This window comes from Myxococcales bacterium (genome assembly GCA_016699535.1).
GTDB lineage: Bacteria > Myxococcota_A > Polyangia > Polyangiales.
In genome coordinates this window covers 1,261,233-1,282,029 of sequence record CP064980.1, presented here as the reverse complement: position 1 = coordinate 1,282,029, position 20,797 = coordinate 1,261,233, and the positions used below count along the sequence as shown (strand labels likewise).

The following is a 20,797-nucleotide window of genomic DNA, read 5'->3' as shown; positions in this document are numbered from 1 at the left end:
ACTAAAAACCGTATCCAAGCGCAAAAGGACCCATCAAGAGCAGCATGATGCTCAGCATCATGAGCGCCAAAGGGCCTAACATGAGAATTCCGGCTCGCGATGCCAACTCTTCAGCGCGCATGCTTCGCGCCAACCGTGCACTGTTTGCTTGGATAGTTAAAACTTCAGTGAGTGGTGTACCACGAGCCTCAGATTGAACCACAGCACTAACAAATTCTTGAACGGAGCGTGTTGGACTGCGTTCTGAAAAATTGAGCAAAGCTTGTCGGCGTGTAAATCCCAGATCAAGTTCCTGAAGAAGCCACGACATTTCCTGCTCAAGAGGATCCTTATCGGCAGATGAACGCTTTAGCAGCTGAGCAACCGCGCCAGGAAAATCCAGGCCAGCTCCAATGCAAAGACTCAGAAGGTCGATCGCACCTGGCAATGCGCGATTGATTGAGGACATTCGCTTTTCAATTTCATTTCGAATTCGAGCGTAAGGAATGAAAGCGCCTAATGCGAAAAAGAATATGGCCAAAAAAGAAGGATAGGCTAAAAACTGCACCACGAAAGTTCCTACGACGCCACCCAGTGCAGCACAAAGCAGCGTAATGGCGAAAAACTCATCGGTAGACAAGCCCAAGAAATAGCCCGATTGCTTGATGGAGCTATCGATTTGAGCACGCACAGAAGGCAACCCGATGTAGCGCATAAACGAAGCTAGCCGTGCGATGACAGGATGCACAAAGTAGAACCAACCACCAGCCGACAAAACTTCTTTGCGCTTGAGACCGCGTAAACCCAGGCTTTCACTGTCTTTACGTTTGCCCGAAAACACAAAAAAGGCGAAAGCAGCCAACGAACAACTCAGCGCAATCAGAGCAAACCAGCCAACGATGTGTACCGTAATCATACTTTACAAATCCACTGTCATAATTTTTTTTGCCCAAAACAGAGCAATAAGCCAAGCAGCCACAGCCACAAAAATGACAACGTAGCCCATGGTCTGGTTAAGCAAAGGCGCAAACCAGGTACTGTCAAAAGCATGAATAATCCCAAGTAGCAAAAAGGGCATAACGGCAAGTAAGTAGGCCTGATTGCGACCATCGGCAGTCTTTGTTTGCACGACACCTTCCAGTCGAAACATCTCACGAAGCGTCGCAGCGCTTTGTTCGAGAACAGCAGACAAATCGCCGCCAGTTTGCCTGCCAATGCTGAGCGCTGTGACAACCGATGCCAACGCGGCACTTGGCACGCGTTGCCTAAAGTTTTCTAAGGCCTCATCGACATTCGCGCCAACGCGAAGCTCTTGAACAACTTGCTCAAGCTCATCACGCAACGGCAGTGCTGTAAAAGCAACTGTATTTGCGAGAGCATCTCCAATCGATGGAGCAGCTCTTAAATTATTAGAAAGCGTAAGCACCCAACGTTCAAGTTGACTTTCGATTGCATCAATCCTTTGCTTCTGAAGTGACCTTAGAACGAGCCAGGGCACCATCATGACCAAAGGAACGAGCAGCAGCCAAAAAGCGTCGTAGAACAAAAGAGCACAAAAAAGCGCACCAACAGCAATACCCAGCTGAAGGTACGCTACGCGATTAACAAGCCCTGAACGCCTAAGCCCTTTGAACTGTTGAGTAAGAAGCCCTAGATAGTGCGACCACCAGCGACGCAGTTGGCTGTTTGGGTGCTGTTCAATCCATGCGACATAAATTCCAACCGACAGACTAATAAGAACAACAAACAACCATCCTGACAACCGGTAGAACTGAAAGGAATGCATCATAAATAATGTCCATTGGTTACAAGTCCCAAGCTCTCAAACTCCGCCAAAAAAGTCGGCAAATAGCCAGTGGTCTCATAACTCCCAAGAATTCGACCCTCGCTATCAATACCACTGCGGTGAAATTCAAAAATATCACGAATCGAAACTGTGCCGTCCTCAGAAACTGCCCCAACTTCGGCAATCCCCAACACACGACGACTCCCATCTGAAAGACGTGCTTGATGGACAATCAAGTCGATACTTCCGGCAATCTGTTCGCGAATAGCACGTACTGGTAACTCGATACCCGACATCAGCACTAAGGTTTCAAGACGACTTACGGCTTCAGCAGGACTGTTTGCATGAATCGTAGTGAGCGATCCTTCATGGCCTGTGTTCATCGCTTGTAGCATATCAAGCGCTTCACCACCTCGACATTCGCCTACAACAATACGGTCGGGACGCATGCGCAAGGCATTCTTGAGCAAATCACGAATGGTGAATTCCCCTTGCCGTTCAAGATTAGCCATCTTCGATTCCAAAGGAACAACGTGCTGTTGCGGAAGTTGTAGCTCAGCAGAATCCTCGATCGTTACGATGCGTTCATCTTCTGGAATGACCGAGCTTAATACGTTGAGTAAGGTCGTTTTGCCACTACCTGTTCCGCCAGCGATAATAATGTTTTTCTTGGCTTTCACTGAGCGCACCAAAAACTGAGCCATGGCTTCCGACAGGCTACTCGTTTGAACAAGCTGATCAATCGAAAACAATGCTTTGGAAAATTTGCGAATCGTAATAGCAGCACCTTTTATGGCCAATGGACGAATTATCGCGTTAACTCTTGAGCCATCTTTTAGTCGCGCATCTACAAGTGGATTGGACTCATCAATGCGTCGACCCAAAGGCGTGATAATACGCTCGATCACTGAACGCACCGCTTCTTCGTCGGTAAAGCGTTGATGGCTTCGCTCGATTCGCCCGTAGCGCTCGACAAAAATGGTTTCACTGTCGACCACCATGATCTCGCTCACGGTCGAATCAGCCAGAAGAGCTTCGAGAGGTCCCAAGCCAAGCGCTTCATCTGTAATCTCATCTGCAAGTTTCTCGGTATTGCATCCGGCAGGAAGTTGCTCACGGTGCTCGGAAATCAACTTCAACAACGCAGCACGAACCTGCAATCTTAACTCTCTGTCATTGGCGACTTTTGAGCCATGGCTAGCTAGATCTAGACGTTCGAGCAGCATGCGGTGGATACGTCTTCGAAAAGCAGGATCGATTTCCCTTGTAGCTTCGAAGGGATGCAAAGTGTTAGAAGAAACAGCACGCGTTGCGCCGCTCGTAATCGGAATCAAGCCGGAGCCCACTCTAAATGAAGAAGATGAGTCAAGACGTCGACGGCTTGTTTTCTTATCAGAACTCGATGTGATCTCGATAAGGTAAGGTCCAATTCTGACAATACCCTTGCCCTCCAAGCTGACGCGTTCTTTGTGAAATTTTACCGAGTTAAGCCACGAGCCATTGGAGGAGCTATCTTCGATTTCAATCGCATTTTTAGATGGCCAAAGCACAATATGCTGACGCGATACATCGGGCGATGGCAAAACAACGTTGCATGCAATGTCGCGTCCCAAACTAATGGGACCAGAGAGTTCGAAGTCTAAAAGATCCGAGGTGTCATCGGGCGACTCAATCTTTAGACGTATCCACATGGTTTTCCTTGCGCATCGTTGATAAGGCTCTTTCACCTAGTTTGGTTTCAAGCACATCGCCATCAAACTCACGATAAATGTCCAAGGCTTCTGTCACCAGGTCCTGCTGATTTCTGGGAATGTTCTTTACAATCGATGGAACAATGAATAACAAGGTGTCGTTCTCTTCACTCGCTTCGCTGTCCGAGCCAAAAAGCAAACCAAAAATTGGTATTTGACTTAGACCTGGCAAGCCAGTACGCGAGCGACGCTTGCGTTGACCTGCTAAGCCAGCAAGTACGATACCTTGTCCATTTTCCACAGTGACAAGAGTTTGTAGGGTGGAACGGCTTCGATTGGGCAAACCGGAGTCATTGGTATCTTCAAGGTCCGAGACATCCGCTTGAATCATCATCTCAATGCGACCCGACTTTTCATCGTAGCGTGGCTTTACTCGAATATCACTACCAAACTCGATGGAGCGAATCTCAGCCGTGAGCGCTCCTTGCACTGTGATATTAACTTCACCGCCATTTGTAAACTGCGATTGGTGACCGTTTCCAGCGATAAGAACTGCGTGACGATAGACCTTTGCCCAGCCTTCAGTTTGGGCAATATCGAGACGAGGCAGTGGTTGATTGACAAGACTCGCAGTCGCTCCAGTAAGCGAGCCACTTTGCAGATTAAAAGAAGCGGACATGCCACCAACGCCTGCACCGCCCACGGTTCCTGGCCAACCTACGCCGATTTGATGAGAGTAACGTTCTGTGAGCCCGGCGAAATAGAAATCGAGACGAACATTGACGCGCTCCGGCACTCGAATCACTCCACTCGAAGACGAATCTCCGCTGCCTGGTTCATAAACGCGAACAACATATTTTGTTTGCCTACCGCGTTCATGCAAAAGAAGAAGCGAAGTTTCACCCGGACGCATACCCACAATAACGAATTGCTCCGCGTCCGGAGGGACCCGTACATCAATAATACCTGGCGTGCCCTCTGAAAAGCTTCGAACGCCTCGTGAAGACACTGTCGTTTGCTCGCCAACACGCAAATCGATTTCATGTTCATTTTGCGCAAACACGCTAACGCAAAAAGCAAAGACAAACGCCGATGTCCATGCAACGCGAATTGCAAATTGAGACACTGAAAATTGAGTTAAACTCGGGACACTTGCTTGCATCAGTTCGCACCTCGTTGAGTTGGCAAGGAGCGTAACTCTTCTTCCGTCGCATCTGGCAATCCGCGGAGTACGGCAATATCGTTAGGATTACGTAGGACAAGTTTCAAAGTCCCGCGCTCTTGGCCGAATGCGAGTAGCTGCGCTTCATCAACACTCACACTTAGGACAACCTGCTCTACGTCTCGAGTAGACTGAACGCTATCTCCTACCGCGGTGAATTGTCCACCTCCGGTATCTGAGCCCGCCGCAAGGACCAGTTTGTTTTGTAGAAGCACCGTGGTGCTCAACCTTTGTGTCTCAGAGGGATGCGTCAACAGGACGTCCACGCGATCACCAGGACGAAGCAGTCCTCCAAAACTGGACGTTGAATCAGTACGCACTGCTACCGCCCGCTTTCCGTTGTTCACCAGACTCGAGAGGTCTCGACGTTGGTCCGATGCCATCGCAAGATCCGACCATAAAATAGTTTCATTTGCGCGAATACCACTGCTCAAACGCACGCCAAGCAATTTGGTAGCATCTGTTGCTCGTACATGACGTCCCTCGACGTAACGACTAGGGAGTTCCACTAAACCTAACATCGTAGAATCAAGCGCAGTGCCGAGTTCCAAATCTTGAGTCGCTACGACTACTTGCACGCGCTCTCCACCACAAACTTTCTCTTCATAGCTTTGTTTGTAAAAGAACAAGGCGACAAAACCAAGCGCTGCCGACAAGGTTGCTATAATGAGTGGACGTTGATTCATTCTCTGATAATCATACGGAGCAACTTCTCTTCTGCAAAGAAGTTGGCGTATTTGAGTCGCTTAATGCGCTATGCCTACTGTGGAGTACTACTTGTGGGTAAAGTAACCATAACGGCATCTGCTGCTTGCACCTTACTCTTCACCGTGGTTCCAAACTTTTTCCAAACACCAAAACCGACGACGGCGATAAGCGAAAGTACGATAATGTATTCCACCGTGGTCATTCCGCGTTCGTCTCGTATCAACCTTCTAAGCATATGTTTCATGAAAAACCCCTATGTACCGAAGCAACTTGGTAGGTTGTTTTGCAACATGCATGCCATACCTAAAACTATGGTTTTCCTAGGTATTTTTAGGTCAATGGCTTTTGTAGGAACGCCGCGCGTTCCTTTTTCCTACTCATACAGTCTCAGTTGACTCGATATTGATACACGGCGCGTTGGTTGATCACTGAACGTTTTGCGTGGATTATTTTAACGCCGCCGGGGCAAATGACTTCTCGCGCGATAGGTATGGAGCAATGGTAAGTATAGCTAAGCTTCAGGTCGATATGCTCACGATGCACGTTGCCCTGGGCTCCGGAACGGACATTCAAATCTAAAGTCAGCGCAGCCAAGGTTTTTTTTACGGCATCATCCCAGGAAGAAAAACCAAGTGCGGCCTGCACCGTATTACCGGACGCGGGCGCGAGCCGAAACAAGGGAATGGCCGCTGCGAGCTCAACAGTAGCGCGCCTTGAAAGCATTGGCATAGCTCCAAAAAAAAGTGGCACAAAAGCGATGAGAAACTCGACATACGCTACGCCACTTTGCTCCGAACGTAACGTTTGCTGTTTGCCCATGGTCAAATTGTGCACGATGAAATGCTTCGATGCAAACGATAGCCCGAAAACAAGCTTTAGAACGAAAGGCGCCGCATCACGAAACGAGGCAGATTTCGGATGATAAACATCACCCAACGCCACATCGACGGGGTGTAAAGCAGTGGGGATTTTGCAGTAAGCGCTTTGACGACTTGTTTGGCTACCTGATCGGGCTCTCCAGCAAAAGGAGGTGGTTTGAGCCCATAGGTCATTCCCGTTTTGACGAAACCTGGTTTAACATTGAGCGTAACCAAGCCTTGGCTTCGGTATTTGTGATCCAAGCCTTCGAGATAGTGGGAAAGTCCAGCCTTGCTAGCACCATAAAGAATGACCGGCTTACGTCCACGATCACCCGCCACCGAAGAGAACACACACAAGCTGCCTCCACCTTGGGCAAGCAAGCGCTTACGTGCTTCCTCACAAAACAAAATGGTATGAGTAAAGTTAACAGTTAATAAACGCTCTAAGCGCTTTGTATCGTTTTCCAGCTCTTCTTGTGTGCCAAACAATCCTGCTGTCACGACTACCGCTTCGATGGGATTTAGCAGAACTTGAAGCTGATCGAACACTCTTGTGAAACTATCAGCTTGCTCAAGGTCACATTCAACAACCTGCACACTGCCTTCAGATAGCCCCGAACGTATCTCGATATCACGAGCGCTACGTTCAAGCTCCTCGACATTGCGCCCCAATAGACAAAGGGTATGCCCTTGTGAAGCCAGCTCCCTTGCAACAGAACGACCCATGCCCTTGCTTGCGCCAAGCACCGCTACCTTCATTTACTCATCTCCCAGAACACGCTGAGAAAGCGCGCTTTTAAATTGTTTTTGGGGATCCCACTTTTGCCGGATTTCATTGAAGTGCGCAAGGCGAGACTCCATCTGCGCAAAGTGTTTTTCACGCGTAAAGCCATCTTTCGTGAGGTAAATTCGTCCGCCATCGCGAATCAGTTGCTCGTTTAGAGCGTCAACCAATTCCTGGGTGTTGTCTCGTATCGGGATGTCTAGAGCGATCGAGATGCCCGGCATAGGAAAAGAAAGAAGACCTTGGCCTTGCTCGCCGCAATCCTTAATTACGCATAAAAAAGAAGCAGCTTTGTACTTAGCCAAAATCTCAAGCACCCGCCGGGCCGCAGCAGCACCCACGCTGCGAGGAAGGACACATTGGTACTGCGTAAAGCCTCTAGGTCCATACAAGCGATTCCAATGATGGATAGCATCAAGTGGATAGAAAAAACTATCGGGATGAACAATACCTTGTTTCTTCTTTGGAATATGCTTTCGAAAATAAAGTTCGTTGAACGTCGTCACGACGGTACGTCCCATTAAAAAACTTGGAGCCTCAAATGGCACGCTCAACTTCTTTTTGCTTGTGGGAAAGGTTTTCGGTGCTTCATCTTTTTGCGCCCAACGGCCGCGCATCAGGATACCTCGCCCAAGACGACTCCCTCCGGAAAGGCAATCGATCCACCCCATTGTAAACGGCCACTCTGCAGCACTATGTTGCAGACCATCTAGGTAAGCATCGATATCCACCATGCGTTCGCTTTGTCCGAAAATCCAAGGCGAAGGAATAGCTTTGAGACGCATCTCAACTTCAAGGATGTGTCCCGTAAGACCCATACCCCCCATTGTGGCCCAAAACAAATCCGGATAATCTTCGCGCGAGCACGTAAGCACGCGCCCATCTGCAACACGCATCTTTAGACTTCGGACATGATTACCGATGCAACCATCGACATGATGGTTTTTACCGTGCACATCCGATGCAACCATGCCGCCAAGAGTGACAAACTTGGTGCCTGGGGTGACAGCCGGAAACCAGCCACGCGGCATGAATACCCTCAACACCTCGGCAAGACAAAGACCCGCTTCAGCCCGAAGCCACCCCTCTTTTTCATCGAAGGCAAGCATGCGATCGGCAAGCTTAGTCTGTATCACCTTGCCGCCTGAAGAGGGCGGAAGGGAGGCATCTCCGTAAGAACGGCCCAGACCCCGACTTAACACGGCGTGCTCGGAGAGCTTAACTAAATTCTCTGAAGCAATCTCTGTTCCCGGAACACCAACGCGCCCCCAACCACATAACATAGCCGCTTTATTTCGCTCGCTCACAATGCGCTGCTTATACCACTTGCCATGCTCGCATCGAGGATAGTGTTCGATGGGCGCATTTTTTTTCGATTGGAGCAGTAATCTTTATTAATAAAATAGGAAATATGCTGTTTTTTTATTGAATTTACTGTGTTTTTTAAAACAAAACATTCTTTAGTACTTGCATGTAGAACAAAGCAGGCATAGTTTCAATAGCATAGTCAAGCGCCCTTCTATCACAAGGGTTCAAGGATAATCATGTCGAACACGAAAAATTGGGAAAATGTTGAGTTCAGCAAAGCTGAGATGGAGCGTTACAGTCGTCATCTCATTTTGCCCGAAGTTGGTCTTGAGGGACAAAAGAAACTCAAAGCAGCATCGGTACTATGTGTTGGCACTGGTGGTCTTGGCTCACCGCTTACTATGTATCTTGCTGCTGCAGGTGTCGGCCGTTTAGGCATTGTCGACTTTGATGTTGTCGATGAATCCAATCTACACCGACAGATTCTGCACGGGGTTGATGATATCGGCAAACCGAAACTCGATTCTGCCGAACGGAAGATCAAGCAAATCAATCCCTTTGTTGAAGTCATCAAGCATGAAACACGGCTTACCAGCGACAACGCCATGGAGATTATCAAGGACTATGACCTCGTGGCCGATGGCACGGATAATTTTCCCACACGCTATCTGGTAAACGATGCATGTGTTTTGTCAGGTAAGCCTAATGTGTATGCCTCTATTTTTCGCTTTGAAGGACAAGTGTCTGTCTTTGGAGCTCCCGGCGGACCAGACTACCGGGATTTGTATCCAGAACCTCCACCGCCCGGATTGGTTCCTTCCTGTGCCGAAGGCGGCGTTCTAGGAATTTTGCCCGGCATTGTCGGCACGCTGCAAGCAACGGAAGTCATTAAAATGATTACAGGAATCGGCGAACCACTCATTGGTAAACTTCTTTTAATCGATGCGCTAAAGATGAGTTTTCGCACTCTCAAGTTGCGCAAAGATCCTGAGAATCCACTTAGCGGACAAAACCCAAGCATCAAAGAACCCATCGACTACGAGTTTTTCTGTGGTATTCCTCAGGCCAAAGCCGCCGAAGAAAAGGAGCGCAGTGCCGTGAAAGAAATGACCGTGCAAGAACTCAAAGCCAGTCGCGACAAAGGCGAAAAACTTTTCGTCCTTGATGTTCGCAAGCCTTATGAAGCAGAGATTGCTGCTATGGGCGCCGACCAATTGATTCCTGTTGAACTACTCGCAGACCGCCTGGATGAACTCAAGGCTCCCAAAAACGAGGTTATTGTCGTGCACTGTCGCTCAGGAGCACGCTCAGCACGCGCGGTTGCCATGTTAAAAGAAGCAGGCTTTGAGAAAGCCATCAACCTAGAAGGTGGCATACTCGCTTGGGCCGAGTACATCGACCCATCGATTCCCAAGTACTAAAGATACCTTAAAGCAGAACGCATAACATCGAGATGACTTGAGCTAGTTTTGAGTGTCAATGCTCACGCCATCTTTGATGAGATCGCTTGGGAAAAGTATCACTGTTTCGTGCTGTTTTAAGCCTTTACTGATCTGGACAGCGTCACTACTGCGTCTTACGACGCTCACTTCTCTGAGTTTTGCTTTTCCATCCTTAACAACATAAACCGCCCAGCGGCTCTTCGCATTTCGGAACACTGCGGCAATAGGAACCTGCAATACATTCTTTTCTTGCCAGATGATAATTTTCACTTCCACGTGATAGCCATCACCAAGTTCGTGGACTCGCGCACTTTCATCCGAGAAACGAATCACCACATTGACGCGTTGTTCTTCAACGCCCAAGGATGAAATACGCGTAAAGGCAGCAGGCTCGATACGATACACATGGCCTTTGAGCTTTTGCTCCTTACCCCAGTTTTCTACCAATACTGGCATGCCGACTTTGATCTTCACAGCTTCAGTCGTGAGTACTTCGCTAACGATTTCAAGGGTTGTTGGATCACCAATTTCCAGCAGCGGCGTACCAGCAGCCACTACCCCCTCATCACGCTTTAACACTCTCAAGATCACGCCATCTACCGGCGAAGGGACTTCAAAAAAGGAAGCTTGTTTTTCTGTGCTTCCCTGCACACCAAGTGCCGCACGGGCCATCGCAGCTTCATGGTTGGCAACCTTTTGTGCGAATTCGCTAGCAGAAAGCTCTTCGGTGCGGCTGCGCGACTGAAACTGTGCACGCTCCAACTCTTCAGCGGGAGCAGCGCCTTGCTCAGCCAGTATTTTTACCCGATCAAGCTGTCGTTCAGCTAACTCAAGGTCGGTGCGCGCCGCATCAACCGCCACTTGCGACCTTTTTTGAGAAGCCATCGCAGCCGCCAAGTGAGCACGAGCTTCCGTGCGTGAACGTTGATCGAGCAGTGGAGACATCGTTGGACGAAGTACAAGAAGTGGCTGAGCTATCGCTATTTTATCTCCCGCATTTAGACTGCTCCGGCTCAAGGTCGCAGAAAGCGGAGCGGATACCACGTAGCGATCTTCGAAACGAGTCTTGCCATCGACTTCAATTGTTTGCTGGAATTCAGCGCGACGAACGCGAAAAGTTTTTACGTAGATCGCTGTTGGACGGAAAGCATAAAAAAGCAAAACTGCAATTATTAATAGTAGGCCAAACCATAAAAGATAACGCCAAGCTCGCTTCGATGGACCTGAAGGCTTTTTACTCAATGCGTTGTCTGCGGATGGGTTTTCCATGTCTCATTCTCGAGTTTTAAGTACGCCAATAAGATCCAAGTTGTTCACGCGGCGGCGAACAAGCCATGCACTCAAGAGCGCTGAAAGAATAACAATGCCCACCGAAAAAGCATAGGTTTGTGCAGACACAATCACTGGCAACCTGAAATTTTCCGGGTCAACGGCGTCCGCAATTAACTTCGAGAGCCAAAGACCAAACAGCACACCAGGAATAATCGCCAGTGTCACATGCACTACGAGTTCTCCAATTAAAACAGATGCGACTTCGCGACGTCTAAAACCAAGCACTCTCAGTGTGGCTAAATCACGTGAACGTTGAGCGAGAGAAATACGCGCATTGTTGTACACCACTCCAAAAGCTATCGCAGCAGCAAATAGAGCAAGAACCACAGTAAAAGCAATCATCATGCTTCCGCTTTGTTCCTAAAACGTTTAAAAATACTGTCAGGCGTGAATACCTTGTACACACCCGGTATCGCTTTGAGATCGCTCATGACCTCTTTGTATTGGCTTTGGTTGATCAATAGACTCGCTCCACTATAACGAGGACGTTCATCGAGCAATCTCGCAAGCACCTGCTGATCGATATACGCCTGTAGACCGATAAGGTCGTTCACATACGCACTTACTTGTACTTCGAATTTCTGTCTATCTCCCTCGAGCACTTCCAGAGCTACCGATTGACCCAATTGAACATGTAAGATTTCAGCGAGTTTGCGCCCGAGCACGATCCCGTGCGCAGGGATGTGTTTCTCCTCAATAGGCCAAGCAAGCACAGGGCGTAAAGTGTCGCGTTTCCCCACCGAGTAGACGACGGCTTCTCTTAGGTAGTGTTTCGAACGAAAACGAGCAGCAAGTGCACGCGAGCCTTCGACTTGCTGTACTCCTGGAATCGCACGAATATAGTCCAAGGCATCTTTGCTGGCAGGTTCGGAAAAGGTAACGGTCACATCTTCGCGTAGATAAGACGGAAAATACTGATCCATTAAAAAATAAATTGCATCGTAGGAAAAACGCCCTGCCACTGAAATCGCAATAGCTGAAGCAATCGCGGCCGTGGAAAAAAGTGTGCGCCATGGACGTCGAGAAAGTTCCCGGATTACCATACGCGAGCTTTGATTCAGCATAAGCAATACACTTATGTAGTCCCAAAATCGACGTCGATACCGAGTTGGTGCGGCTGGACGCATGGCTTCTGCAGGAGGAAGTTGAATTACCTTCCAGACTGCACTAAGAGCACCCACCGTACCCGCCAGCAAACTCACCCAAACGGAAAGCAGCACGAGATCTGTACCAAGTGAAAAACGTAGCGCTGGAAAATGAAAATAATGAGAATAGAGATTCGTTAGCTCATAGCCCAACCATGCGCCAACGAGCACTCCCGCTAGGGAACCAAGAGTTACCACCAATAAAACAAACAACAAATAGTGACGAAGAAGCTGCCAGACGCCATAGCCCAAAGCCCGCAAAGTCGCAATTTGAGCGCGTTGCGTGGCCACCAAACGGGAGAGAACCATATTGAGTAAAAAAGCAGCAACCAGCAGAAAGATTGTGGGAACTACGGTCGCCATACCTCTTAGTTGCTCAAGCTCTTGCTCAAGATACTTGTTTGATATTTGCTTGTCTCGATAGTACAGACCGAATCCACCGTAGCGTTCCGTTAATCGATCCACTTTGCCTTTTAACGCATCACGATCAACACCTTGTCCCAAACGGAACACCACGTCGTTGAATGCTCCACGCATATCACTCATGGCCGCCAGAGCATCCCGCCTCATCCAAAGGACAGCGAAACGTTTTTCGTCTGGCATCATTTCTGTTGGGCTCATCGGAAATAAAAACTCGGGAGACATAGCAAGGCCAGCAATGCGTAGTTCACGCTTCATACCACGCAACACCACCGAAAGATGATCCCCCGTTTTTAGATGATGGGCCTTAGCAAATGTCTCAAAGAGCAGAACTTCATCGCTACCAACCGCAGGATAGTGGCCGTCTTTAATATGTACGCGATTGATCGTCGCCTGACCGTGTTCCGGAAGCGAAACCAGCGAAGCAGAAGCCGGCTCGTCCATACCTGGCATGGGCAAAGAAGCGAGCTCAACAACACGAGTGTCCGAAAAAGAGACACCCGCAAGACGATCGAAGGACTCTTTCAGTTGCTCAGGCGCACGCTTTAGCGAAAGAAAGGCATCGGCAAATGCAAAACGAGAATAATACTCCCTCCGCGATTGCTGTAGCGATCGATAAGTACTTTGCACTGCACAATAGCTGGCAACGCCACTCGCAACGACAAGTGCTATGCTAGCAATCTGCCCGATCAAGCGGCGACAATCTCTTATCAACTTTCGATCAATTGCTTTTACCATCTCAGATCTTCTGCTTTGACCTTAGACTCGTTTTTTCGCGTACCTGAAATATGACCATCAGAAAGCGTAATTACGCGATCAGCCATCTCGGCGATGGGCGCGTTGTGGGTAATCACCACGGTCGTAGTCCCCAGTTCGCGATTGACCTGCTCCAATACTTCAAGCACACGAATACCAGTGGTGTAATCGAGCGCTCCAGTAGGCTCATCGCACAACAAAAGCTGTGGCTGTTTGGCTACGGCCCTAGCAATCGCCACCCGTTGCTGCTCGCCCCCGGACAGTTGAGCAGGAAAATGATCCTGCCGATCCTCCAGACCGACAAGACTCAAAGCCTTAGCGGGATCCAAGGGACTGCGAGATACCTCTGTAACAAGCTCTACGTTCTCCTTAGCCGTAAGCGACGGAATAAGATTATAGAATTGAAAAACAAAGCCTATGTGATCGCGCCTGTACCCAGTAAGTTCTTTTTCACCATAACTCGATATCAATTTTCCGCGATAGTGCACATCCCCATCGCTAGGGGAATCCAAACCACCAACAATATTTAAGAGTGTCGATTTTCCGCTACCCGAAGCACCCACTAACACCACAAGTTCACCTTCGAACAAATCAAAATCAACGCTACGCAAGGCGTGCACTTGCACATCGCCCATTTGATACACCTTGCTCAAAGAACGGGCTTTGACAATCGCATCATCTCGCCAAACTAACGATTCATCCTGTGGTTCTGTTGGCGCTTGCTTCACCGTTCATACAACCTGCAAAGGTTCAACATCCTGTTTGGATAAAAAAATATCAACACCTCTAGGAAGTATCGCTTTTAGTTTTTGTGCAAAAACTGAGAGATAACCACGTTCCGAATGGCTGTGCTCGCAAAGAATCACCACGGAGCCCTGCTCGACATAGGCAAGTACGTCATGATGACGCATTTCTCCAGTAAGGTAAGCTTGGTAGTGGCTTCCTGAAAAAACACTGCCCCCAGCACCCGCACAAAGCGCTATTTCTGAGATTTTAGCGCCCCCCTTACGCAAGTCCGCTGGAGCAGCAACACGCACGCTGGATAGATTAAGATGGCTTTTGACTGCCGAGACCAACTGCTTGAGTGTCTGAGCTTTCTTTAACTCACACACGCGTCCTTGTGCGGCCTGGATGTGGGGTTTGCTCTGCAAAGGAATAGCGTCCCAGGCGGGCTCCTCGTAGGGATGGTGTTCAGCAATACAGCGGGCTACAGCATTGAGCCTATTCAGTGAGCAAAGCATTTCCAAACGAAGCTCTTCTACCTTTTCAAGTTGATTTTTCTTTCCTCGCGCCGGCCGACTTTTTTCGTTTCCGCAAAAAGTGCCCCAGCCCTTCAAGTTGTATGAACACTTTGTATAGTTTCCAATGACACCCACGCCAACTTCAGCAAGTGCTTCACGCAAAGAATCAGCATGACTCTCGGGAACGAAGACCACTATCTTAACTTGCTTGTTTGCTTCGGAGTCGACAGATTTTAGCGGTAGAATATTTCTGGTATCAAAAGCTTCGCACAACCAGTCATTGAGGCCACCGGGACTTGCATCAAGTGCAGTGTGCGGACTGTATACAGCTATGCCCTTCTGGATGCATTGAACAGCCACGCGTTGAGTGAAATCAGATTGGGCATCTACAATCAATCGATTCAACCCTTTAAAAATAGTTGGGTGATACGCTACAATCAATTGGCATTTTTTTTGTATTGCTTCGGCCAACACGCGTTCAGTCAAATCAATGCACAACATAACCCGCTCTACGAACATGCCTTTTTGGGGAACGATCAAAGGACCAACGTTATCCCAGTCTGCAGCGAAATGCCGAGGAGCCAACTCATCGAGTGCAAAAAACACGTCATTTAATGCGAGTTTGTTATTTGCCATGTTAACCTATTGCTGCTTGTACTGTACGCGTCAGCCCAAAAGACGTCCAGCAGCAACGCTATTCTAGGGTGAGAGTTTACGCTGCACCTGTTCAAGCTCTAGCTCGCAGATCTCAGTTTGCCCGGGCACACCAGGTAACACGAAATGAATCTTACCATGCGCCATTTTCTTATCGGATTTAATAAAAGCAAAGGTTTTCTCATCAAGCCAAGGATCCACCGCCGTTGGGAGTCCCAAAGAAGAAAGAAGAGCCACTAGGCGTTTTTCATCCTGCACACTGCCTTTGTTTAATCGCGCTGAAAGACGCATAGCAGCAACCATACCCAAAGCCACAGCCTCGCCATGGCGATATCCTGCAAAGCCTTGCCGAGCCTCAATTGCATGACCAAGTGTATGTCCAAGGTTAAGCAGCTTCCGAGCACCGGATTCATGCTCATCTTCACTTACGATGCGGGCCTTGAGCGCGACCGACATGTATACGGCTCGCTCGATTGCCGAAGGATCTTTGCCATTCAACGCTTGGCTATCGCTCTCAAGCGCTGCCACAGATGCTTCGGAATCAAGCCATGCTGATTTCACGACTTCAGCGAGTCCTGAACGATATTCTTCATCAGGAAGAGTCGACAAGCTTTCGATGTCGCAAAGCACAAACGATGGCTGATAAAAACTACCAATCAGATTCTTACCTTGTTTACGATCAAAACCAGTCTTACCGCCCACCGCACTATCGACCATTGAAAGCAGGGTCGTTGGCAGTTGACCAAACCGAATACCCCGAAGCAGAGTAGAAGCTGCAAAGCCAGCAAGATCACCGACAACGCCTCCGCCAATACCAAGCATCAACGCCTCGCGATCAATACTGCCTTCTAAAGCGGCGTCCCAAATCTGCTGGACGGAATCAATCGTCTTGTAAACCTCACCGGCAAGGAGTGTCACCAAGCGAGTTGATTTGACTGTTCCAGAAATGCTTTTAAAAACCGGTTCCGCCCATAGTGCTGCAACATTGCTGTCGCTTACCCCAATAACCGAGCTTGCATTCAATAGATCACGATGAGCATTGAGTTCACGACGCAGTCCAAAACCAATCCGAACCTGATAACTACGTTCCGATAGCAGCACGGGAACGATTTTAGGGCCAAGGCCACTAAGAATAACTTCGCAGACTTGTTCCACCGAAAGATTGTCCGTATCCACACGAAGATGGCATTCTGCATAAGCACCCTCTCGCTCCTTAAGCAAACTACTCAAGACCGCAAAAGCATCTTTGCCTGAAAGCAGAGGTCTGCCTCCTTCACTGCTTGCACGTTTGGACAAGGCAGCAGCCGAGGCTCGAAGACTCACCACATAACCTGCGTCAATCAGTTTACGGCGAAGCGCTTGGCTCGTAACCGTTCCTCCACCAAGGGCAACCACACCTCGCTGCATAGAGTTAACAAGCTCAGATACCAGATCATGTTCATGTTTACGAAAAGCAGCTTCGCCTTCTCTATCGAAAAAATCTTGAACGGACATCCCTACACGCTCAGCGATGCGTGCATCCAAATCGATCAGATCAACACCAAGCGCACAAGCCAGTACTTTGGCCACCGACGACTTGCCGCTGCCCATCGGGCCAGACAGGAAAATAGGTTTGTGGATATCAATTTGAGATTTCACGGGATTATCTGTAGCACAAAAGGGCGAGCGGAAGAGAGAGCGTCAGGGCAAAAAACGCGATAAATTCATAGTCCCAGTCGATCAAACGGAATGAAAACAGCGATTTTTCTTATCGGCGGACGGCATCTTTACTCAACATCGTCAGCCACGCACAAGCAAACAATGCCTTCTAGCCAAAAGAAGGTTACAATTGCTCTGTGAAGATCAAACACTTCTTTGTTCTTAGGGCTCTGGCAGCAACACTCTCGTTTGGGATTGGCTCTACAGCTTACGCGGAGCAATGTCCCAATGACCAGCCTAGCTGGATACGTGGTCGAGCAGTTTACAATGAACAAGGTGTCTCCAGAACGTTGGGTGAAGTTTATGTCTATGCCTACGAACGTGGGCAAAGCACTGCCAATACACGCTACATCGCGGTGACAGACAACGATGGCTATTTGTGTATCCACGATACGGGCTACGGCGAATGGGTTGTGACCGTTTATGAACCCTTTACTTTTCGGCCCATCGTACGGGAACTAAACTGCAGCGCCTCTGCTTGCGATTTAGGAGACCTGCACCTGGATACCGCCTTGCGCATTAGCGATGACCATCTCGGGTATGACGGAAACTGGTGGGGCGGAAGTTTTGCACAAACAGTGCTGATGCCGGAAGATTCGCTCTCGTTGGTCAAAGTAAGCTTTCGTGACGGCGCAGCACAAAATCCCATCTCCATTCAGGTCTTTGAAGGACAACAAGCAACTGGCACCCCGATTGGCAGCGCTGGGCTGCGCGTCCTCAGCTTATCAAACCGAGACAGTGCGGTGTTTCAACCGGGCGAAGTGCTGGTCAACCCGGGAGAGCTTTATACCTTCGTAGGAAGTGGTGGCTGGGCTCCCTGGCGTGACACAGGGGACCGCTATCCAAGTGGGCAAGGTTTTTCGGTCGACGGCAACGGCGCACTTAGCGAACTCTCGAATCAAGACATCGCTCTGAATCTCGATATCGATGGACCAGACGGCAACCTCACCAGCATGTATGTGCATTATAACGATAGCGCCGAAGGAGGAAGTGATTTTGCCCAATCGTTCATTGCACGATCAGCTTCGATAACCCATGCCTCTGTCTTTGTCGGAGGAGGTAGTGGCTTAAGGCGTATTCAAGCTTTCATCAGCGCAACAAAAGATGGCCCTGCCATTGGTCCCATCAAAGAAAGCAAAGGTTTGCCAGAACAAGGGGTAGCATTTGCTTGGTTTGCCAATGAAGTCCCAACCGTGGTCGGACAAACTTATTTTTTGCGAATCCATTATCCAACCGGAAGCTTCAGTCTCTACACAAGACGGCAAGTACCTCGCTCGGATCCTAACGCCACAAGTCAGACCGAAAGCGACGCATACAAAGCCGGCGAGCTCTGGGTTAATGGCGGCCTTGCACAAGGGGATCTTTCAGGCCGTATTCTTGGTCCAGCTCCGGAGCAAAGTTCAAGCTCACAAAGCGATGCAGGAAGCACGACGGATAACGATGCTCAGATTGGAGCCGACGCCTCGCTAAACGATGCTGCACCGACCGGAAACGCTCAAGGCGGATGCAGCTGCAATACTGTTCAAGGACAAACTTCACCTACCATACTGTTCTTGCTCTGCCTTGCTTTAATCTTGTCTCAAAAACAAAAGAAAAGCCCACCTAGTCGGTGAATGACTTGCCGTCGATTCACTTTTCAGTTATCGCTTTCCTTTCTAGTGCTCTGATTGGAAAGTACGGATCAATCCTTTCCGATCAGAGCATTAGTGTTCGCTTTGAGTTGATAACGCACTAGGTGCAACAAAGGATAAAACATGGATTTACGCACGCTCGCACTTTCAATTCACTTGTATTCAGTGATGATTTGGTTTGGAGGCTCGCTTATGGCCTCGTGGATTGCTGTGTTTTTCACCCAAAGTGATTTTGCAGAATCACGTGCGGAGTTTTACAACTTGATTCGCCGAGCTATGCGAAGCGTCGTCACACCCTTTCTGATTCTTGCCTGGCTTACTGGCCTCTATATACTGCTAACTGCTTGGGCGAGCACCTACGCTAAAATGCCTTGGATGCATACCAAACTCACCTTGGCGTGTTTGCTCACAGGTCTAACAGGCTACATCTCTGCCACCATCAAAAAAGCTTCACAAGGTCAGGATAAGCAAACCGCGATTCGGATTAGCACAACCGTACTAAGCCTCCTCGCGGCGCTCATCATTGCTCTTGTACGCTTCAAACCTTTCTAAGGTCTGAAGAGCTTTTCCGAAGGCACGATGCTCCAGCCGTCATTGGCAGTTGGCTTCCAGAAAAGCTGAAGCGCAATCTGATAGCGAGGCCCTTGGAAATACTCCACAACAACGTCGTGCAAACCAGCGCTCAGTTGCGCCGTGCCCGTTTGCTCCTTGGGAGCATGAACCCCATCGTTATCAACGACCTTCTTGCCATCAATATACAAGATCGCGCCATCGTCGCTGTTGAATTTGAAAGCGACAAGCCCTGCTTTGTCCACACGGATTTTTCCGCGGAAGCGAATAGCAAACCACTCGAGCAAATTCTTGCTTTCATCAATCCCTGGAAAGCCCTGCTCAAAGCGGCGCGGCGCTACGTCAAGCTTAGGGACAGCAATGCTGGCCAAAGGCTCGCCCAGCGTTGAGAAGTCTGGCAGCTTCTTCGAATCCGCAGGAATCTTCCACACATTTCCGACAAGTCCGTTTTCACCCGTAGGCGTAAGCAAGCCGTCATCGTCGTCTGTTACGTTGAACTTACCCTTCCAAACTTCTTTACCGGAAAAGAGAAGATAAACATACCCTGTCACAGCGCCCTTCGGCACAACAACGCTGATGCTCTTGTCAGTCACCGTCTTTGCCAACACGGGTGCATCAACACCAGTGAAGCGGAACTTGAACAGTGATTTTTTCTTCAGATCCAGGCGCTTATCGCAAGCAAAACTTCCACTGAGCACTGCAGTTGTTCCAACTGGGCCTACGGTCGGCGTTAGGCGATAGCGAGTCTGTATCCCCAAAACAGAAAGTTCGCCTTTCCAAACCACACGGTTACGAATGCGCAACGCAATCTCACCCGAATTCGCAGTCTTCGGAACCTCGAATTGCGCTTCGCTTTTCGTTACCTTTTTTGAAACCGTGGGAAACGCCGTACCATTAAACTTAAGTCGAGCATGACTTGGAGCAGTCGCGTTCGAGAAATCACCAGTGACGGTAACGGCCTCACAAGGCATCACCGCTGTTGGGGAAACATTGTATTGCGCGACAACAGGAGCCGGATCAATCGTCTTGTCAGGAGCGCCAACCTTGATGGTAATGTTTGCTGTCCAAACGACGTGACCTGAAATCACAATACGAATCACGCCTGTGGCCGATCCGCTTGGGGCAACACAATCAATGTATTTTGCGTTAACCGTCTTTGCGACAACAGGCTTTGCAACCCCTGGAAAGTAAACATGAACCGCAGCATTGCCGACGGCCGAAAAATCACCATAAATGCGTAGGGTGCCACCGATTTTAACAGTAGACGTTTGCATGTGCGTTACGTGAACGCTTGCATGAGCTTGAACACGCCGCTCTTTCGGTGCGCGGGTTTTGCTAATACGATTCGTACGGCTAACCTGCCGCGATCGAGCGCTTGTCGTGCTACTGCTTTTTGCTGAAGCCGACGTCTCCGCGCTTCCCTTGGCATGGAAATAACAGCCAGAACCTAGCAGGCTTACAAAAAGCGCAACCCCAATAGAAAGATTAAGTTTTTTCATTGCTACTCTCGTTTTGATCATGTTCATTCGACGGAGTGTATGCAGATGTTATTCAAATGCCAAGTATGCTG

General features: G+C 49.0%; 19 protein-coding genes. 3 read left to right on the top strand and 16 right to left on the bottom strand.

Annotated elements, in window-relative coordinates:
* Position 1: 1 nt before the first annotated feature.
* The 9 genes from IPJ88_06090 to IPJ88_06050 form a co-directional block, all read right to left on the bottom strand.
* Complete coding sequence (locus IPJ88_06090) at positions 2 to 895, bottom strand: type II secretion system F family protein (GenBank protein QQR91295.1); 894 nt, start codon at positions 893 to 895, stop codon at positions 2 to 4.
* Between the two features lie 3 nt (positions 896 to 898).
* Complete coding sequence (locus IPJ88_06085) at positions 899 to 1,768, bottom strand: type II secretion system F family protein (GenBank protein ID QQR91294.1); 870 nt, start codon at positions 1,766 to 1,768, stop codon at positions 899 to 901.
* Positions 1,765 to 3,456 (bottom strand): Flp pilus assembly complex ATPase component TadA, encoded by a 1,692-nt coding sequence (gene tadA, locus IPJ88_06080; GenBank protein ID QQR91293.1) that lies wholly within the window; start codon positions 3,454 to 3,456, stop codon positions 1,765 to 1,767. The genes IPJ88_06085 and tadA overlap by 4 nt, the downstream gene beginning before the upstream one ends.
* On the bottom strand, positions 3,434 to 4,582 hold the full coding sequence (locus IPJ88_06075) for a pilus assembly protein N-terminal domain-containing protein (protein QQR91292.1): 1,149 nt from the start codon (positions 4,580 to 4,582) through the stop codon (positions 3,434 to 3,436). Before IPJ88_06075 ends, tadA begins: the two co-directional genes overlap by 23 nt.
* A 35-nt stretch (positions 4,583 to 4,617) precedes the next feature.
* Positions 4,618 to 5,364 carry a Flp pilus assembly protein CpaB gene (gene cpaB / locus IPJ88_06070; protein ID QQR91291.1) on the bottom strand — a complete coding sequence of 249 codons (747 nt, stop codon included), beginning with the start codon at positions 5,362 to 5,364 and terminating at the stop codon, positions 4,618 to 4,620.
* 74 nt (positions 5,365 to 5,438) lie between these two features.
* On the bottom strand, positions 5,439 to 5,630 hold the full coding sequence (locus tag IPJ88_06065) for a Flp family type IVb pilin (protein QQR91290.1): 192 nt from the start codon (positions 5,628 to 5,630) through the stop codon (positions 5,439 to 5,441).
* A gap of 143 nt (positions 5,631 to 5,773) precedes the next feature.
* Positions 5,774 to 6,205, bottom strand: coding sequence for a hypothetical protein (locus IPJ88_06060; GenBank protein QQR91289.1), 432 nt, complete (start codon positions 6,203 to 6,205; stop codon positions 5,774 to 5,776).
* A gap of 56 nt (positions 6,206 to 6,261) precedes the next feature.
* Positions 6,262 to 7,005 (bottom strand): SDR family NAD(P)-dependent oxidoreductase, encoded by a 744-nt coding sequence (locus IPJ88_06055; GenBank protein ID QQR91288.1) that lies wholly within the window; start codon positions 7,003 to 7,005, stop codon positions 6,262 to 6,264.
* Positions 7,006 to 8,337 (bottom strand): FAD-binding oxidoreductase, encoded by a 1,332-nt coding sequence (locus IPJ88_06050; protein ID QQR91287.1) that lies wholly within the window; start codon positions 8,335 to 8,337, stop codon positions 7,006 to 7,008. It lies immediately after the preceding gene.
* A gap of 237 nt (positions 8,338 to 8,574) precedes the next feature.
* Between IPJ88_06050 and moeB the strand changes: the two genes are divergently transcribed.
* The gene (moeB, locus tag IPJ88_06045) at positions 8,575 to 9,759 is read left to right on the top strand and encodes a molybdopterin-synthase adenylyltransferase MoeB (protein ID QQR91286.1); all 1,185 of its coding nucleotides are present in this window, start codon (positions 8,575 to 8,577) and stop codon (positions 9,757 to 9,759) included.
* 42 nt (positions 9,760 to 9,801) lie between these two features.
* Here the strand turns inward: moeB and IPJ88_06040 are convergent, their stop codons facing one another.
* The 6 genes from IPJ88_06040 to aroB form a co-directional block, all read right to left on the bottom strand.
* Positions 9,802 to 11,049: an HlyD family efflux transporter periplasmic adaptor subunit gene (locus IPJ88_06040; GenBank protein QQR91285.1), complete on the bottom strand. Its 1,248-nt coding sequence runs from the start codon at positions 11,047 to 11,049 to the stop codon at positions 9,802 to 9,804.
* 3 nt (positions 11,050 to 11,052) lie between these two features.
* Positions 11,053 to 11,457 (bottom strand): ABC transporter permease, encoded by a 405-nt coding sequence (locus tag IPJ88_06035; protein ID QQR91284.1) that lies wholly within the window; start codon positions 11,455 to 11,457, stop codon positions 11,053 to 11,055.
* Positions 11,454 to 13,415, bottom strand: coding sequence for an FtsX-like permease family protein (locus IPJ88_06030; protein QQR91283.1), 1,962 nt, complete (start codon positions 13,413 to 13,415; stop codon positions 11,454 to 11,456). Before IPJ88_06030 ends, IPJ88_06035 begins: the two co-directional genes overlap by 4 nt.
* Positions 13,409 to 14,068 (bottom strand): ABC transporter ATP-binding protein, encoded by a 660-nt coding sequence (locus IPJ88_06025; protein QQR91977.1) that lies wholly within the window; start codon positions 14,066 to 14,068, stop codon positions 13,409 to 13,411. Before IPJ88_06025 ends, IPJ88_06030 begins: the two co-directional genes overlap by 7 nt.
* Positions 14,069 to 14,164: 96 nt before the next feature.
* Positions 14,165 to 15,310 carry a Nif3-like dinuclear metal center hexameric protein gene (locus tag IPJ88_06020; protein ID QQR91282.1) on the bottom strand — a complete coding sequence of 382 codons (1,146 nt, stop codon included), beginning with the start codon at positions 15,308 to 15,310 and terminating at the stop codon, positions 14,165 to 14,167.
* A gap of 63 nt (positions 15,311 to 15,373) precedes the next feature.
* Positions 15,374 to 16,966, bottom strand: a complete 1,593-nt coding sequence (gene aroB, locus IPJ88_06015; GenBank protein QQR91281.1) for a 3-dehydroquinate synthase — start codon at positions 16,964 to 16,966, stop codon at positions 15,374 to 15,376.
* A gap of 197 nt (positions 16,967 to 17,163) precedes the next feature.
* On the opposite strand from aroB, the gene IPJ88_06010 reads away from it, so the two are divergent.
* Together IPJ88_06010 and IPJ88_06005 are read left to right on the top strand one after the other, a co-directional pair.
* Positions 17,164 to 18,639 carry a hypothetical protein gene (locus IPJ88_06010; GenBank protein ID QQR91280.1) on the top strand — a complete coding sequence of 492 codons (1,476 nt, stop codon included), beginning with the start codon at positions 17,164 to 17,166 and terminating at the stop codon, positions 18,637 to 18,639.
* A 141-nt stretch (positions 18,640 to 18,780) separates the two neighbouring features.
* Entirely contained in the window at positions 18,781 to 19,209 is a 429-nt protein-coding gene (locus IPJ88_06005) for a CopD family protein (GenBank protein QQR91279.1), read from the top strand.
* Here IPJ88_06005 and IPJ88_06000 read toward each other — a convergent pair.
* A complete protein-coding gene (locus IPJ88_06000) occupies positions 19,206 to 20,726 on the bottom strand; it encodes a hypothetical protein (protein ID QQR91278.1) in 1,521 nt (506 codons plus the stop codon). The genes IPJ88_06005 and IPJ88_06000 overlap by 4 nt on opposite strands.
* Between the last annotated feature and the right edge of the window lie 71 nt (positions 20,727 to 20,797).

What these genes read in the sequence shown, in the direction of transcription:
- IPJ88_06055 (QQR91288.1), bottom strand. Translation starts at nt 7,005, where the DNA reads ATGAAGGTAGCGGTGCTTGGCGCAAGCAAGGGCATGGGTCGTTCTGTT.
- cpaB (QQR91291.1), bottom strand. Translation starts at nt 5,364, where the DNA reads ATGAATCAACGTCCACTCATTATAGCAACCTTGTCGGCAGCGCTTGGT.
- IPJ88_06035 (QQR91284.1), bottom strand. Translation starts at nt 11,457, where the DNA reads ATGATGATTGCTTTTACTGTGGTTCTTGCTCTATTTGCTGCTGCGATA.
- IPJ88_06005 (QQR91279.1), top strand. Translation starts at nt 18,781, where the DNA reads ATGGATTTACGCACGCTCGCACTTTCAATTCACTTGTATTCAGTGATG.
- IPJ88_06060 (QQR91289.1), bottom strand. Translation starts at nt 6,205, where the DNA reads ATGGGCAAACAGCAAACGTTACGTTCGGAGCAAAGTGGCGTAGCGTAT.
- IPJ88_06025 (QQR91977.1), bottom strand. Translation starts at nt 14,068, where the DNA reads ATGGGCGATGTGCAAGTGCACGCCTTGCGTAGCGTTGATTTTGATTTG.
- IPJ88_06090 (QQR91295.1), bottom strand. Translation starts at nt 895, where the DNA reads ATGATTACGGTACACATCGTTGGCTGGTTTGCTCTGATTGCGCTGAGT.
- IPJ88_06030 (QQR91283.1), bottom strand. Translation starts at nt 13,415, where the DNA reads ATGGTAAAAGCAATTGATCGAAAGTTGATAAGAGATTGTCGCCGCTTG.
- moeB (QQR91286.1), top strand. Translation starts at nt 8,575, where the DNA reads ATGTCGAACACGAAAAATTGGGAAAATGTTGAGTTCAGCAAAGCTGAG.
- IPJ88_06040 (QQR91285.1), bottom strand. Translation starts at nt 11,049, where the DNA reads ATGGAAAACCCATCCGCAGACAACGCATTGAGTAAAAAGCCTTCAGGT.
- IPJ88_06085 (QQR91294.1), bottom strand. Translation starts at nt 1,768, where the DNA reads ATGATGCATTCCTTTCAGTTCTACCGGTTGTCAGGATGGTTGTTTGTT.
- tadA (QQR91293.1), bottom strand. Translation starts at nt 3,456, where the DNA reads ATGTGGATACGTCTAAAGATTGAGTCGCCCGATGACACCTCGGATCTT.
- IPJ88_06065 (QQR91290.1), bottom strand. Translation starts at nt 5,630, where the DNA reads ATGAAACATATGCTTAGAAGGTTGATACGAGACGAACGCGGAATGACC.
- IPJ88_06000 (QQR91278.1), bottom strand. Translation starts at nt 20,726, where the DNA reads ATGAAAAAACTTAATCTTTCTATTGGGGTTGCGCTTTTTGTAAGCCTG.
- IPJ88_06020 (QQR91282.1), bottom strand. Translation starts at nt 15,310, where the DNA reads ATGGCAAATAACAAACTCGCATTAAATGACGTGTTTTTTGCACTCGAT.